Annotated in this window: 11 protein-coding genes; 4 read left to right on the forward strand and 7 right to left on the reverse strand. The window is 57.0% G+C overall.

Going from position 1 to position 15,646, the window contains the following annotated elements:
* Position 1: 1 nt before the first annotated feature.
* From rho to GSQ94_RS17990, 3 genes are all read right to left on the reverse strand, one after another.
* Entirely contained in the window at positions 2-1,252 is a 1,251-nt protein-coding gene (gene rho, locus GSQ94_RS17980; protein ID WP_020712094.1) for a transcription termination factor Rho, read from the reverse strand.
* 181 nt (positions 1,253-1,433) lie between these two features.
* Positions 1,434-1,655 (reverse strand): DNA-directed RNA polymerase subunit omega, encoded by a 222-nt coding sequence (locus tag GSQ94_RS17985; protein ID WP_158945222.1) that lies wholly within the window; start codon positions 1,653-1,655, stop codon positions 1,434-1,436.
* A 530-nt stretch (positions 1,656-2,185) separates the two neighbouring features.
* The gene (locus tag GSQ94_RS17990) at positions 2,186-3,778 is read right to left on the reverse strand and encodes a YifB family Mg chelatase-like AAA ATPase (RefSeq protein ID WP_158945223.1); all 1,593 of its coding nucleotides are present in this window, start codon (positions 3,776-3,778) and stop codon (positions 2,186-2,188) included.
* Positions 3,779-4,059: 281 nt separating this feature from the next.
* On the opposite strand from GSQ94_RS17990, the gene GSQ94_RS17995 reads away from it, so the two are divergent.
* Positions 4,060-5,517 carry an L-serine ammonia-lyase gene (locus tag GSQ94_RS17995; RefSeq protein ID WP_158945224.1) on the forward strand — a complete coding sequence of 486 codons (1,458 nt, stop codon included), beginning with the start codon at positions 4,060-4,062 and terminating at the stop codon, positions 5,515-5,517.
* 52 nt (positions 5,518-5,569) lie between these two features.
* Here GSQ94_RS17995 and GSQ94_RS18000 read toward each other — a convergent pair whose 3' ends face one another.
* The 3 genes from GSQ94_RS18000 to GSQ94_RS18010 all read right to left on the reverse strand — a co-directional run bounded on the left by GSQ94_RS18000 (position 5,570) and on the right by GSQ94_RS18010 (position 9,184).
* On the reverse strand, positions 5,570-6,343 hold the full coding sequence (locus GSQ94_RS18000; protein ID WP_158945225.1) for a class I SAM-dependent methyltransferase: 774 nt from the start codon (positions 6,341-6,343) through the stop codon (positions 5,570-5,572).
* Positions 6,344-6,383: 40 nt separating this feature from the next.
* Complete coding sequence (locus GSQ94_RS18005) at positions 6,384-7,565, reverse strand: acetyl-CoA C-acetyltransferase (RefSeq protein ID WP_158945226.1); 1,182 nt, start codon at positions 7,563-7,565, stop codon at positions 6,384-6,386.
* Positions 7,566-8,356: 791 nt separating this feature from the next.
* The gene (locus GSQ94_RS18010; protein ID WP_158945227.1) at positions 8,357-9,184 is read right to left on the reverse strand and encodes a hypothetical protein; all 828 of its coding nucleotides are present in this window, start codon (positions 9,182-9,184) and stop codon (positions 8,357-8,359) included.
* Between the two features lie 108 nt (positions 9,185-9,292).
* Here GSQ94_RS18010 and GSQ94_RS18015 point away from each other — a divergent pair, with 108 nt between their 5' ends.
* The gene (locus GSQ94_RS18015; RefSeq protein ID WP_158945228.1) at positions 9,293-10,378 is read left to right on the forward strand and encodes an FAD-binding oxidoreductase; all 1,086 of its coding nucleotides are present in this window, start codon (positions 9,293-9,295) and stop codon (positions 10,376-10,378) included.
* A 121-nt stretch (positions 10,379-10,499) separates the two neighbouring features.
* Positions 10,500-11,633: a citrate synthase gene (locus tag GSQ94_RS18020; RefSeq protein WP_158945229.1), complete on the forward strand. Its 1,134-nt coding sequence runs from the start codon at positions 10,500-10,502 to the stop codon at positions 11,631-11,633.
* A gap of 122 nt (positions 11,634-11,755) precedes the next feature.
* On the opposite strand, the gene GSQ94_RS18025 is transcribed toward GSQ94_RS18020, so the two are convergent.
* Positions 11,756-13,069 carry a hypothetical protein gene (locus tag GSQ94_RS18025; RefSeq protein WP_158945230.1) on the reverse strand — a complete coding sequence of 438 codons (1,314 nt, stop codon included), beginning with the start codon at positions 13,067-13,069 and terminating at the stop codon, positions 11,756-11,758.
* Between the two features lie 842 nt (positions 13,070-13,911).
* On the opposite strand from GSQ94_RS18025, the gene GSQ94_RS18030 reads away from it, so the two are divergent.
* Positions 13,912-15,646: chromosome segregation SMC family protein (locus GSQ94_RS18030; RefSeq protein ID WP_158945231.1), on the forward strand; the 1,735-nt coding region annotated here is incomplete at its 3' end.

Genomic DNA, 15,646 nt, shown 5'->3' on the forward strand with positions numbered 1-15,646 from the left:
TCTAGATCGAGCTCATATTATGCAGAAACTCCTGATTATTCCGAGTCTTCGCTAGCTTATCGGTCAGCAGCTCCATCGCCTCAACTGGCGACAGGGGGTTCAGCACTTTACGCAGAATCCAGGTCCGCTGCAGATCTTCCTTCGGAATCAGCAGCTCTTCCTTACGCGTACCGGAGCGCTGAATGTCGATCGCCGGGAACACACGCTTATCCACCAGCTTGCGATCCAGGATGACTTCCATGTTGCCGGTTCCCTTGAACTCCTCGAAGATCACCTCATCCATGCGCGAACCGGTATCGACGAGCGCCGTCGCAATGATCGTCAGCGAACCGCCCTCCTCGATATTGCGGGCCGCACCGAAGAACCGCTTCGGCCTCTGCAGCGCATTCGAGTCCACACCGCCTGAGAGAACCTTGCCCGAAGGCGGCACAATCGTGTTGTAGGCACGCGCCAGACGCGTAATCGAGTCCAGCAGGATTACCACATCGCGCTTGTGCTCCACAAGGCGCTTGGCCTTCTCGATCACCATCTCGGCAACCTGTACGTGGCGTGCAGCAGGCTCATCGAAGGTCGAGGAGATCACCTCACCCTTCACCGAGCGTTGCATATCGGTGACCTCTTCCGGGCGCTCATCGATCAGTAGCACGATCAGCACAACCTCAGGATGATTCGCCGTAATGCTATTCGCAATCGACTGCAGCAACATCGTCTTACCAGTACGTGGCGGAGCTACGATCAGCCCACGCTGCCCCTTACCCACCGGCGTCAGGAGGTCCATCACCCGGCCCGAGATGTGCTCACGAACCGTCTCCATCTTGACTCGCTCCTGAGCGTACAGTGGGGTCAGATTGTCGAACAGGATCTTATTCCGTGTCTCTTCCGGCGACTCGAAGTTGATTGCTTCGATCTTCACTAGAGCAAAGTACTTCTCACCCTCATGCGGGGGGCGCACATTGCCGCTAATCGTATCTCCGGTCTTCAGATCGAACTTGCGGATCTGCGAAGGAGAGACATAAATGTCGTCAGGACCGGGCAGATAGTTGTAATCAGGCGAACGCAAAAAGCCGTAACCATCCGGCAGAATTTCGAGCACGCCTTCGGCAAAGATGTGCCCTTCTTTTTCGCTTTGCGCCTGCAAAATCTTGAAGATGAGATCCTGCTTGCGGAGCCCGCTGGTGCCCGCAATGTCGAGACCGCGTGCAAGCTTACTCAGCTCCGCGATGTTATGTTCTTTTAACTCAGAGATAGTCATGTTTTAACCTGGAATTTGAAATTTAGGAGGGATTGTTTGGAACTGAGGCGGGATCTGCTTGACGAGGGGGTCGTGCGGAAGGCCAAAATTGTTGGGTGAATTTGAACTGCGGATGGGTTGTAGTGCGGGTGATCTTGTTAAATTTACTCGTAGCTTTTGCGAAAGGTGAAACAGCCGCGCGTTAAGCCGCGCGGCGCTCTTGCAATTGTACCTTTTCTACCACTGTTTCGCTTGACTCGTCCATCGGGATGGTGTCTTTGAAGCGATCCAGAACTTCGTTCGTCGTATCCTGCAACCGAGTGTTTGGCTTGTGCAGCTTACGGGTCGCCTTCGAAGCCAACTGACAAAGCTCGTAGCGGTTGTTCACGTGTGTGAGAGCTCCAAAAATAAGATCTGAGCGCATAGTTTCTCCCTTTTCGACCTTCAAGGCATAAGCGTCTTGTCAGCGCTGACTAGCCTGTTCTGATAATTGGCTACCGATCTTTCGAACTGTCGCCGTGTTTAATTCTCGCTAAAAGTTAGACGCAACAAACGAGCGAGGGGACTCTGTAAAAGTGTAGATAGTTACTATATTTCTATATCTGATATCTGAAATACAGCTGCCTTACAACATACATCTGACTGCGCTGGCTAAATTAGCCTTCCATCCAAATCTGCTTCTCCGTATGATTCAGCGCTCGCCGCGCCCAGGGAACGAAACAGAAGACTTATCAGAGCTCTGACAAGTCGAAAGTCCATCGCAGATTACCCGGTACTCATGTGAGGGGGGTTTTCTGAACCTGAGCAACTACGACTTCAAGGAAAGTAAACTGTCTGAGGCTCAAGGTCAATACTTATTTCGGGAACCTCTCAATAAAGATATTCCAGAAACAGGATTTTTGTAAGTTCTATGGAAATGCCACTCTTCTACTGTTATCAGTCATGCAATCCACCCTACGACCAGTAACTGCGGTCAAGAGTGCGGTACTGAATCGCCTCCGCAATATGTTTTACTGCAATATCCTGCTCTGCACCTAGATCGGCTATCGTCCTTGCTACCTTCAAGATACGGTCATGTGCGCGTGCGCTCAGCCCTTGTTGTTGCATGGCCCGCTCCAACAGTCGCTCGGCGTCAGAAGATAGTTCGCAATAAGACCGGATCTGCTGGGTATTCATCTGCGAGTTCGAAAAGATCTGCCGCGAAGCTCCCTTTGCCGAACCTTTTGTCCGCTCCCCCGCCTGGCCGAACCGCGCGTGCTGCCGTTCTCGCGCAGCCAGAACCCGCGCTCGGATTTGCTCAGATCCCTCCGCGGCCGCTCCACTACGCAACTCCTTATATTGCACCGCGGGAACCTCGATATGGATATCGATTCTATCCAGCAACGGACCTGACACCTTCGAAACATATCGCTGAATCATGGGAGGGGTGCACATGCACTCCCGCGATTTGTCGTTGAAATAGCCGCAGGGACACGGATTCATCGCCGCAGCCAGCATAAATCGCGCCGGAAAGCTCAAACTCATCGCCGCCCGGGCTATGGTGACATGTCCGTCCTCAAGCGGCTGCCGCAGAACCTCCAGCACATTTCGCGGGAACTCCGGCAGCTCATCCAGAAAGAGCAGCCCATTGTGTGCCAGCGAAACCTCCCCGGGCCGCGGCATCATTCCCCCGCCAATCAACCCGGCGTCAGAGATGGTATGGTGTGGCGACCGAAACGGGCGATGCGCCACTAGCCCCTGCTCAGCATCCAAAACACCAGCCACCGAGTGAATCTTCGTGGTCTCAAGCGCCTCTTCAAATCGAAGCGGAGCAAGAATCGATGGCAGTCGTTTCGCCAACATCGTCTTGCCCGACCCGGGCGGCCCAATCATTAGGATATTGTGACCACCGGCAGCGGCGACCTCCAACGCCCGCTTCGCTACCTGTTGCCCGCGGACGTCCTTGAAGTCGAAGGGAAAGTGCTGCATCTCGTTCAAGAGCTCTGTGGTCTCCACCTTCAACGGCTTCGCAGTAACTCCGCCCATCGTCACCGAGTTCAGCAACTCCCGAACCTCCAGGAGCGAGTTCACAGGATAGACGTTGACCCCCTCCACCACCGCAGCCTCTCGCGCATTGCTTGCAGGAATCACCATGTTCGGAATTCCCTTCGCACGCGCAACGACGGCGATTGGCAACATCCCCTGTACCGCACGGAGGCTTCCATCGAGACCAAGCTCTCCCACCAGAAGGTAGTCGCTTACATTTTTTATATGGAGCGCGCCATAAGCACCGAGGATGCCAATCGCAATCGGCAGATCAAATCCAGAACCCTCTTTCTTCAAATCGGCCGGAGCAAGGTTAATTGTGATCCGCGTAGGCGGAATCTCAAACCCGGAGTTCTTGATCGCCGACCGCACCCGATCACGGCTCTCCCGCACCGCCGCGTCGGGCAATCCAACAGTATGGAACTGTTCCTGGTCTAGCTTGATATTGGAAAAATCGACTTCGACATCGATGATATGAGCGTCGATTCCATACACTGCAGCACTGCGAGCCTTGAAAAGCATTCTTTTGAGCCTGATAAACCCTTGTGGCAGAAGATTTTCGCCGAGTATAGCACTCCTCACCCCTATAAGATGAGGGAAGCCAGTTACTGATCGACGGAGCAACAACGAATGCAAGCGCCTTGCCGCAACTTCTCATACCCTTCATTTCCCGCTATACCCTTACCCAGTGACCCTGTTCTATCAGCCATCCCAACCATTCAGGCTCAATCAGCTCTCTGCGCGAAGATCACTCTGACTAACCGCATCTCATCCACTCCCATAAATTCACTCGTGATCAAGTCGTGAACACAAGCCTCTTCGAACTCTTCAAGATCGGCATCGGCCCCTCCAGCTCGCACACAGTTGGCCCCATGCGAGCTGCGCTCCGTTTCAGTCGCGAGCTAGAATCCACGAATCTCCTCTCGCGCACCGTATCAATCACTGTCGATCTCTACGGCTCGCTCGCCCTCACAGGCATGGGCCACGGAACCGACCGCGCCATCCTCCTCGGACTTCTTGGTAAGGCACCCGATACAGTAGATCCAGCGACCATAGAATCCAGCATCGCAGCGATACGCTCCACTGGCTCTCTCCAACTCAACGGCAGCAGGACCATCCTGTTCACCGAATCGACCAACCTCCTCTTCCATCGCAACCAGATGTACCCAGCCCCCACCATCGCTTCCCATCCCAACGGCATGCGCTTCACCGCCCGCGATGAAACAGGCGTAACCCTGGCGGAGGAGGTCTTCTACTCCATCGGAGGAGGATTCATCGTCTCCGAAGCGGAACGCACTGCCGAGTCTCTTACCAATAGCCGCACCGTTCCGTATCCATTCCGTAGCGCCGCCGAACTGCTCGCCACGGCGAAGCAACACAGCCTCACCATCGCCGATCTTCTTCTCGCGAACGAAGTCGCACTCCTCAGTGACCCCACCCTCCGCATCAATCGACCGCCACTCCCGGCCACTTCCCCACATCTCGTTCAATCCCCCGAAGGAGAAATTCGCTCCAGCATCTTAGCCCTCTGGCAGATCATGCAACAGTGCACCGAACGCGGCATCGCCACCGAAGGCATCCTTCCCGGCGGTCTCAACGTCCGCCGCCGCGCTCACCGTCTTGCCGACCGCCTCAACACCATCGGCTCCAAAGATCCTCTCGCTCCCATTGACTGGGTCACCGTCTATGCCATGGCCGTCAACGAAGAGAACGCCGCCGGAGGAAGAGTCGTCACCGCTCCCACAAACGGAGCCGCCGGCGTTATCCCCGCCATCGGCAACTACTACATGCGCTTCATTGAGGGAGCAGAAGACGAAAAGCGCAAGGGCATCCTTCGTTACTTCCTGACCGCCGCAGCCATCGGCATCCTGTACAAAGAGAACGCCAGCATCTCCGGTGCGGAGGTCGGTTGCCAGGGAGAGGTAGGCGTAGCTTGCAGCATGGCCGCCGGCGGACTCGTTGCCGCACTCAATGGCACCAACGCCCAGGTCGAACACGCCGCAGAGATCGCCATGGAGCACAACCTCGGCATGACCTGCGATCCCATCGGCGGACTTGTTCAGATCCCCTGCATCGAGCGCAACGGGATGGGCGCGGTCAAAGCCATCAACGCCTGCCGCATGGCTATGCATGAGACCGGCGACCACAAGCTCTCCCTCGATCAGGTCATCGCCACTATGTACCAGACTGGCCTCGACATGCAATCGCGGTATAAGGAAACCTCGCTCGCCGGTCTCGCCCTCAACATCATCGAGTGCTAGAGGTTCACCATCGAACATCTTCTACCTTGAGCCCCCAAATGACCCGAAATGATTATGCGGTGCCCCGGCTAAACTGTCCGCAGGCAATCTTGCAGGTCGTGCTCATCGTCACCACTCCATCCGCCTGCCACTTCGCAAAGAACTCGCGCAGCGCCGCTTGCATCCCCTCATACTTCACATGTCCTGACTCTGGCGTCACCGATAAAGACTGAGTCTGCCCAACTAACTCCTCGAGCGTAAGTCTCTGCTCGCTGTGCACCTCTTCGCGAATCAGCTCCCCGCCCGTAAAAAAAACATCCACACGCGGCGCAATGTCATATCGCTCCCGGTTCGCCTCGTAGTCTGTCCCATGTTTGCGCAGCAGAGCCTCATAGTCCAATGACAGGGGCGACTCATCTCGCAGCCTGCTATTGCTCACCAGCACCACCCAACCTTCCGGCCGCAGGATTCGCCGAAACTCCTGCGCCGTCTTCTCATGATCGAACCAGTGAAACGCCCGCCCCACCGCAACGAGATCTACCGATGCCTCTTCTAGCCCCGTCGCCTCGGCTGTGCCCTTCTTCACAGTCAGCCCCGGCCACGCCGATGCCAACTTCTCGCAAGCTGCTCGCATATCGTCATTAGGCTCGATCGCGATCACAGCGTTGCCGTGCTCCAGGAAGAGATCCGCCAGCATTCCTGTTCCCGCACCTATATCCGCCACCAACTGTTCGCGCTGCAGACCGCAAACCCTTTCCAGAATCTCGATCACTGCCTCTGGATATCTCAGCCGATAGCGCTCATAGTCTTCAACCCGTCCTGTGAACCGCTCCGTGTTATCGCTCATGCTGATGTTGGATGCACTTCAGTCATCACGCGCATGTCTGTCACTTCGGCCTCTCCACCGCTAGTGCCACCGAATTGCCCCCGCCCAGGCAAAGCGCTGCAACGCCCTTCGTAACATCCCGCCGCAACATCTCGTGAATCAACGTGACCAGCACCCGCGCCCCGCTTGCTCCAATCGGGTGGCCTATGGCAACCGCTCCGCCATTCACATTCACCTTCGCGGCGTCGAGCCCTAACTCCTTCATTATCCCCAGTGCCTGAACGCTGAATGCCTCGTTCAACTCGTACAGGTCCACGTCATCCCTGTCCCATCCCGCGCGCTTCAAAACCTTCTGCACCCCGGTCACTGGAGCCAGCATCACCCACTTCGGAGCGACGCCGCTGGTTGCCTGTGCCTTGATCGTCACCAGCGCCTTGAGTCCCAGCCCTTTGGCTCTCGCAGCCGACATCACCACTACAGCCGCCGCCGCGTCGTTCACGCCCGGAGCATTTCCCGCAGTCACCGTCCCATCTTTCTTGAACGCAGGCTTTAGCGCTGCCAGAGCCTCTATCGAAGCATCCTCTCTAACGCTCTCATCCCGCGTCACCAGCGTCACAGCACCCTTCTTCCCAGGCACGCTCACCGGCACTACCTCCAAGTCGAACCGTCCTTCCTTCCAAGCTGCACTCGCTTTACGGTGCGACGCCAGCGCGTACGCATCCTGCTCTTCTCGCGTGATCGTATGCTTTTCCGCAACGTTCTCCCCCGTAATGCCCATGTGATAGTCCTCGCACGCGCACCACAGGCCATCCTTCACCATCGAGTCCACCGCCACCGAATCACCCATGCGAAAACCTCTGCGACCTTGCGGCAGAAGATAAGGCGCGTTAGACATCGACTCCATCCCGCCGGCGACCACAACCTCCGCATCTCCCGCCATCACCGCCTGCGCTGCCAACGCCACGGCCTTCAAACCGGAACCGCACACCATATTGATCGTCATCGCCGACACCGTATCCGGCAACCCGCCCTGCAACGCCGCCTGGCGCGCTGGATTCTGCCCCAGGCCGGCAGGCAGCACACACCCCATCAAGCACTCGTCAACGCTCGCCGCATCTATTCCGGCTCGCTTCACGGCCTCCCGAACCACAATCGCGCCCAGTTGAACAGCCGTCATCTCCGCGAACGCTCCCTGGAACTTTCCCACCGGCGTCCGTACCGCAGCCACAATCACAACATCCATTGATCGAAGTACCTCGAGGAAAACTCTACTCCACTAGATTCATCTCACACTAGCCCACACTTCACCTGCTCGACAGACATCCTCGACGCCGAACCCTTCACTGAATCAGCAAGCCGCAGCGCGACACATGGACGAAGCGTGGCTCATGGTGAAATCTGTAGCCGGATAGTTGTAGGGAAACGAGGCAGCGAACCAAAGCATCTACTCCGCTCTGCCAGAAACCGAAGAAGGATCTCTTGCCAGGCATTTGAGTTTCTCCTCTGCTGGAGCGCTCAATCGCGAAGCAAGAAGATCCTTACGATCCTTTTCAGGCCACGGATCGAGTGCCCGCCAGAGCAAAATCACAGGAGCTTCGATTGAGGAGGCCATCATTTCTTACTCGTCATGATCTTCGTCATTGCCTCATCGCACCCATCAGAGCAATTGAAAACCACATTCGAAGTTTTACTTTTTCTTTATGCAGTCCTCGCTTCACGCTGCTCGAAATCGCCTTCGCAGAAATCAATCGCTCTCCTCTCACGCCTCGCCGCGCAAAAAGAAATTGCGTTCCCTTCATTTTTTCCTTGACAGTGAATTTTCGTAAAACTATACCTTCGTTAGCTGCAATGCAGCGGTTTGTAGAGTCAATGTCTAATCACTAGGGAGAATAGGCAAATGGCAACTAAGAAAGCAGCAAAAAAAGCACCAGCGAAGAAGGCAGCAAAAAAGGCAACCAAGAAGTAATCCAACCAAGGCAACAGAAAGGGGGACGCGATAAGCGTCCCCCTTTCTGCATCTGCAATCCTTGATCTCTACGGCGTTGCAGCCGCTCTGGCTGCGTTCTTTGGAGTCGACAGATATCCCGACACCTTGTTCTTCTCAATCACATTCACCACCAGCTCATACAGCACAGGGTCCTTACCGTTGTAGAACTGTACCGGTTCATCCAGCCCCTTATCCTTCTTCTCAATCGTGCGATCGTCGGAGCTTACCGTCAATGTGTAGCGAGAGTGTTTCTCGTCCGCCTTCTTCAGTTGCAGCTTAATCGTCGACAGCAACGTTGGCTTCGCGCCCTTCTGCAAGGTGAACTCGAGATAGTTCCGGTCGCCCTTATGCTTCAGAACCTCGAGCTCGTCGTGATTGGTTGCAATCAAACCGCTCATCACGCCCGCATCACCCACCACGCGGTTCAACTGCGTCTTCGTCGCCTCGAGGTCCGACTTCGTCGTCGCAACATCCGTCTTCACGCCGCCAACATCCGTCTTCACGCTCGCAACATCGGTCGAGACCGCGCCAATCTTCTTTGAGGTCGCGACTTCCTCCTCTTCCAGCTTTGCGTTAGCGATCTTTTGCTGCGCAATGATGCTCTGCGTCCTCAGCTCAATCTGCTTCTGGGTCATCCCAACCGTCTGTCCCAGAGTCTCGCTTGTTGCTCGAAGCCGTGCGTTGGTCGCCTCCAGCTTCTCCGTCAGTTCCGCGTTCTTCTGGTCACTCGCTACGATCTTCTGCTCGGCCGCTGCAAGATGATTCTGCAGACCGTAGCACCACACCAGTCCGCCCAGCGCCGCCAGCAACGCGACCGCCACTACTCCAAGCAATGCCCCGGAGATCGACCTCTGCTCCACGTACTCTTCGCTCATCACACTCTCCTCAATGCTTCTGCCACTCGCTGCCATCTCCCGACATCCGTCTCGTGAGACGGACACACCCAAACTATCACCTCTCCCAAACCCAACTAAACTAATTCCATGTACCTTGTCACTTCTCCGGCACCGGAGGTCTGCATCGCGGGCGCCGGCATCATCGGACTCTCGCTCGCCCTCGAACTCCACCGCCGCGGTTGCTGTGTCACGATCCTCGATCAGGGGGACCCACTCGGCGAGGCTTCAACCGCCGCCGCAGGCATGCTTGCCGCCGCCGATCCAGACAACCCGCCACCACTCCGTCCCCTCGCCGATCTAAGCCTCTCCCGGTATCCCGATTTTCTCGACCACATCCACGACCTCTCCGGCATTCGGGTTCCGTTCCAGACTCACACCGCTCTGCAATCAGTCACAGAGCACAGTCCCATCCTCTCCGCCGTACTCACCCAGGAAGATCTCGTTCATCTCCTCCCAGCACTCACTCCTTCCCATCATCGCTTCGTACTACTCGACGAACACAGCCTCGATCCGCGCCAACTCGCCTCTGCACTCCTCGCCGCCGTCCGCGCCACTACCATCGACCTCCGCTCCCACACGCCCGTTCTCTCCGTCCATCGCACCGACAGTTCTATCGAGATTAGGACTCCCGGAAGCACCTTCGATGCCGCGCAGTTTGTTGACTGCACCGGCGCCTGGGCCTCGGGCACCTCACGTCTGCGCAACCTTCAAGTCACGGCAAAAAAAGGACAGATGTACTCTGCTTCCCTACCTACCTCGTTCCCGCTTCACTTCGTCATTCGCACACCGGAAATCTATATCGTCCCCCGCACCGCCGGACCCGCAGCAGGTTGCGCAATCGTCGGAGCTACTGTCGAAGACGCAGGCTTCAACAAGACCGTGCATCCCAATGACATTGCGCATCTACGCTCCCTTGCCGCTGCCTTGCTTCCTCCCCTCGCCAACGCCCCCCAACTCGAAGCGTGGGCTGGCCTGCGTCCCGTGACCTGTGACGGCCTCCCTCTCCTAGGACTTCTGCCCGACCGGCCCAATTACTTCATAGCTAGTGGCCACTATCGCAATGGAATCCTTCTCGCCCCTGCCACGGCATGCGTCATGGCGCAGATCCTTTCCGGCGAAGCTCCCTCAGTCGACTTGGCGGCTTTTTCTCCAACTCGCGCCAAGGCGATCTGACACTTTAGTCGCACAGCCGTATCGATATTCGCCCGGCCTCCCGTGACAACCGTTTCTCCGCTGCGCTATAACCAGATGTACTCAGTTCGACCGCATTTCATCTGTTCAGGAGAAGCGCCTTATGTCTACCGCCGTCGCACCGAAGGGCCTGGAAGGCATCGTTGCCACCACGTCCGCCATCTGCTGGATCGACGGCGATGCCGGAGTTCTCTCCTATCGCGGCATTGACATTCACGAACTCGCGCAGCGCTCTACCTTCGAGGAATGCACCTACCTTCTCTGGTTCGGCAAGCTTCCTACCACCGCCGAGCTCGCAGAATTCACCCAGCACCTCTCTTCCGCGCGCGAACTGAATCCCAAGATCGTAGACCTCCTCCGTAGTGTCCCTACAGAGGCCACGCCCATGCAGGTCCTCCGCACCGCTGTCTCTCTTCTCAGCATCTACGACGCAGACGAAGCCGACAGCACCCGCGACGCGAACGTCCGCAAATCATACCGTCTCACCGCGCAGATCCCGATGATCGTCGCTCTCTTCGATCGCATCCGCAAGGGAAAGCCTCTCGTCGAAGCAGACAAATCTCTCTCGCATGCCGCTAACTTTCTTTGGATGCTCAACGGCGAGAAGCCTTCGGACACCGCCACTCGTGCCTTCGATATCGCACTCATCCTCCACGCCGATCACGAGCTTAACGCCAGCACCTTCGCCGCACGTGTCATCGCAGCTACCCTGGCCGACATCCACTCTGCGATCACCGGTGCCATCGGCGCGCTCAAAGGCGCTCTTCACGGCGGAGCTAACGAGGCCACCATGCGCCTCCTTTACGCCATCGATAAGGCTGGCGCCGACCCCACCGAATACGTCAAGCAGATGTTCGCTGATAAGAAAAAGATCTCTGGCTTTGGCCACCGGGTCTACCACACCGAAGATCCGCGAGCGACTCATCTTCGCCGCATGTCCGAGGAGTTAGGAAAAGCCGCCGGCAACACCAGGTGGTTTGATATGTCCCGCAAGATCGAACTCTTCGTGAAGCAGGAAAAGAAGCTCAACGCCAACGTAGACTTCTACTCTGCCTCCACCTACACCACCCTCGGTATCGATATCGATCTCTTCACGCCTATCTTTGCCATCAGTCGCATCTCCGGTTGGGCCGCCCACGTCATCGAACAGCATGACGATAACCGTCTCATCCGCCCCCGCGCTGACTACACTGGGCCGGCTTACCCAGCAACTTATATCCCTGTCGAAAAACGCTGAAGTTAGATGTAGCCGCTCGGAACTCATAAGACGACGATTCGGAATCTTCTCTCATGCAAACAGAAAAGCAGCTCCATCAGGAGCTGCTTTTCTGTTTGCTAAAGCATTCTTGCTACAGCACTCTAGTGATGAACAGGATGATGCACAGGCGCTTTGGCCGGAGTCTTCTTCGGCTCCACCACCGCACCATCGCTCATCGTGATCAGGATGGGGCTTGGGGTGTAGGAGGCGTAGGTCCCGGTCACCGTAACCTTGGCGGCTACAGCAGGGGGCGTCTTCAAAGGAGCGGCCAGCTGGAAGGTGAAGTCCGCCGTCTTCGACTGGACTGCATCATCCGACACCGCAACCTGCAGAGCCGTATCCGAAACAGCGATCACCGTGGAATCCGGGAGCTGGACTGACTTACCCTTCATCGTGTCCCAAACCTTTGCAGCATCCTCGGGCTTGCCATTGGCAAGGATAAACTCCTTGTCGCTGATCGCGAGCGTCGACAGGTCCGGCGTGCTCGCAATTACCTGGGCAACGATGTCGGCCGGCGAAGGGGCAGGCTTGATCGTGAAGCCCGCGGGCGGATTCAAGTTCGTCTGTACTGCAGCCGTAACTGCATCGTAGCCATCATCTGCGCCGTGATACTTCTTATAGCAAAACTTCGCCAAGGGAAGCATCTGGCTCTTATAGGGTTCGGGCGCAAAAGCGGCTGCGCGCGAAGCATACCAGGTGCAGTTCACATAATCAGGGGGAGTCGACTGATAGTAAGCCTGACCAAGGATGAACGTGTCCTGAAGAAGCACACCTGGGGTCTGGGTCTGAGCGACCGGAACGGCAGCCAGTTCAGCCTTATAGTTCGTAATCGCAGTCGCGGCGTCTTTCTTATTCAAAGCAGCTGCGGCAATCGCTCCATAGAACACGGGAGTTGCAGCATCTTTCACTTTGGCAAAGTCCGCATCGCTCATATCCGCTGGCTTGGTGGTAACTGCGAGACCCTTCTGCCCAAAAGATGCGGCCGAATCAAGCGCTGTCTGCTTCGCCGTCGGATCTGTGGCCTGGTCACCCTGCTGCTTGCGGAAGTAAACCTCGAAGGTCAACGCCCGCAGGTTATTGGGATCCACTTGCAGGAGTCGGTCTGCGGCATCCAGCGTCTTGGCCGGATCGAACGCTGCATAAGACAGCATCAACTGCTCCAGCACGGATGCCTTCACTGAGGATTGGGGATAAGCTGTCAGATACTGTTCGAGGGCCGGAGCCTTCGTCTGCGGGGTTGTCTGGCTGATCGCATCGTTATAGGCCTTGTATTCAGCCGGAGACAACTGAACACCACCACTGCCTGCGGCCTGCGCGTTAGAACCAAGATTGACCTGGGTTTGTGCCAAAAGGGGTCTACCAACACTTGCCATGCTAGCGACCGCCAGGAGAGACGCAACGACTACCTTCTTCATTCCACACTCCTCAGTAAAGCTTTCTTTCAAATGTGTCACCGATGCTTCGGGGTCACTTGGATAAATAAGACGAAGTAGAACCGATCTTAGTGCCTCGGTAGTTGTCCTCGCCGTGCCTAACCCTTCGGTCAAGCGATTGAAGTGTTCGTGGCATCTCGGGATGATGATGCGGATTATAGAAACGCCGTTGCTCAAAACGCAAGCCGACGCAACCTTTACCGGCAATAAAAGTGTTATACACGAACAATTGCGCAGAAGCCCCCCAGAGCGAACGACCTTTCAACAGAAAATGCCCTGACCGGTAACATCGGTCAGGGCATACATCTTCCAATCAAAAATAAGTTACTTGTGTGCCATGGACTTCTCACGCGCATCAGTAGAGTGTTCGTTGGCATAGGTGGAGCTCGCGAGCCTTCACCGCATGCTCATGGGCGATATGCTGGTCGTCCTTCGCAGGATGCTCTGCTGCTTCATGATGAGCCTTCGCTGCGTGTTCGTGGTGCTCTGCCGCCTTCTTATGCGCTTCATACGTAATAGAATCACCTTGGGTGAAGCTTTATTGTTTTTTGCCAACATAGGCGTCACCCTCGTGGTACTGCATCTGTATGGCGTTGAGATCCGGTTAGGGCTTCCCTAACATCCAGACTTGGTAACCTGTCGATTTTGACAGTTTCGGCCCCTATCTCGACAAAGCCGCCCATTTCTAGTGTTTCTGTCGTCTTATCCACAATAGGTAGTGTTGTACCCGTTGATTCTGCGCTGAACCGCAGCTACAGTTGAGACAGTCCTATCGACGGGGGCGAATTCCTCGGGAACTCACCGGTCGCCCCGCAGAGGTGCACTTGCTCAAGCTTAAGAAAGTTCAGATACTCGGCTTCAAATCCTTCTGTGACCGCACCGAGGTTCAGCTCTCAGGCGAAGGCATCGCCGCCATCGTAGGTCCCAATGGCTGCGGCAAATCCAACATCTCCGACGCGATCACCTGGGTACTGGGCGAACAGTCCGCTAAAAGCCTCCGCGGTATCAAGATGGAAGATGTCATCTTCGCCGGCACCCGCGACCGCAAGCCCACCGGCATGGCCGAGGTCTCCCTCACCCTTGTCGACCCCGAGGTCTACGACGGTTCCAGCCTTCAGGACGACCCAGAGATCGTCATCGACGAGAGCCTGCCCACCGACTGGGATGAAACCACCTTCCGTCAGTTGCGCGCAGAAGAGACGGAAGAGGCCGTTGCAGAGGCTCAGCCCGGCACTATCATCGAGGGCGAGGCCAAGGGGCCACACATCCTCCCTCCCCCCACCGAGGCCGACGCCGCAGCCGAGCTCGCCAATCCGAATAACGTGGTCCTGAAGATTCGTCGCCGCAAGTTTGGCCGCGCCCCGGTGCGTGCCGGCGAACTCACCATTACTCGCCGCCTCTTCCGCTCCGGCGATAGTGAATATCTCCTCAACGGCAAGATCTGCCGCCTCCGCGATATTCAGGACATCTTCATGGGAACCGGACTCGGCGGTGAGTCCTACGCCATCATCGGGCAGGAGCGCATCGGCCAGCTTCTCTCCGCCAAGCCGCACGATCGTCGATCCATCATCGAAGAGGCCGCAGGCATCACTCGCTTCAAGACCAAGAAGCGCCTCGCCGAGCTACGCCTCGAGTCTGCACGTCAGAATCTCGCGCGCGTCAACGACATCTTCGATGAAGTCACCCGGCAGATGACCACCCTCAAGCGCCAGGCCGCCAAGGCGGAGCGCTACGGGGCCCTTCGCGACGAACTCCGTACCCGCCTCCGCATCGTTCTTGCCAGCCGCATGGCCCAGCTCGATACCGAGCAGACCGCCACCACCGAGAAGATCACCGCCCTTGCCACTCAGATAGATTCTCAGTCTGCAACAGTCGAGCAGATGGACGTCGAGCATACTGAGGGAGTTAACTCCGGTTACAGTCTCGACCAGCAGATCCGCGAAGCTGGCGCGCAGGCCAACCAGTCCGCCGTCGAAGTCGAGCGTATTACCGCCCGCTCTGTAGCCAACGCCGACCGCATCGCCGAACTCACCAACCGGCTTGCCACCGGCGCTGACGATCTCGCCCAGGCCCGCGAACAGCTCGCCAGCCTCACCGCCGACCTCGAAGAGCACCGCAGTTTTCTCAACAGTGCAACTGCCGAATCAGCAGGCTCACGTGAGGCCGCGCAAAGCCATCAGGCGCAGGCGCAGGAAGCCGTACGCGCTGTAGCCTCAGCCGAGCAACAGGCCGAACAAAATCGCCGCTCCACCATGCAGCTCGTCCAACGCATAGCGCAGACTCGCAATGAAGAGGCTCAGGCAGCCGCTGCTCTCGCTGGCCTGGACCGCGAGGCCGAGCGTCTCCTCTCCGAGTCCGAGATCGCCAGGCAGGAGCTCGAAACCCTCGGCATGCAGCGTGGCCAGGTCAAGATGTCCTTCGAGTCCGTCACCGAGCGCCTCAAGCGTCTCGAGGCCGAGATCGCCGATCTCCGCCTTCAGATAGAGGCTAATCGCAACGAGGAGACGCACTCCAAGCGCCGTGGCGACCAGTTACGCGGAGAAGTAGCAACGCTCACCG

It is taken from the genome of Granulicella sp. S190 (assembly GCF_009766095.1).
Classification (GTDB): Bacteria; Acidobacteriota; Terriglobia; order Terriglobales; family Acidobacteriaceae; genus Edaphobacter.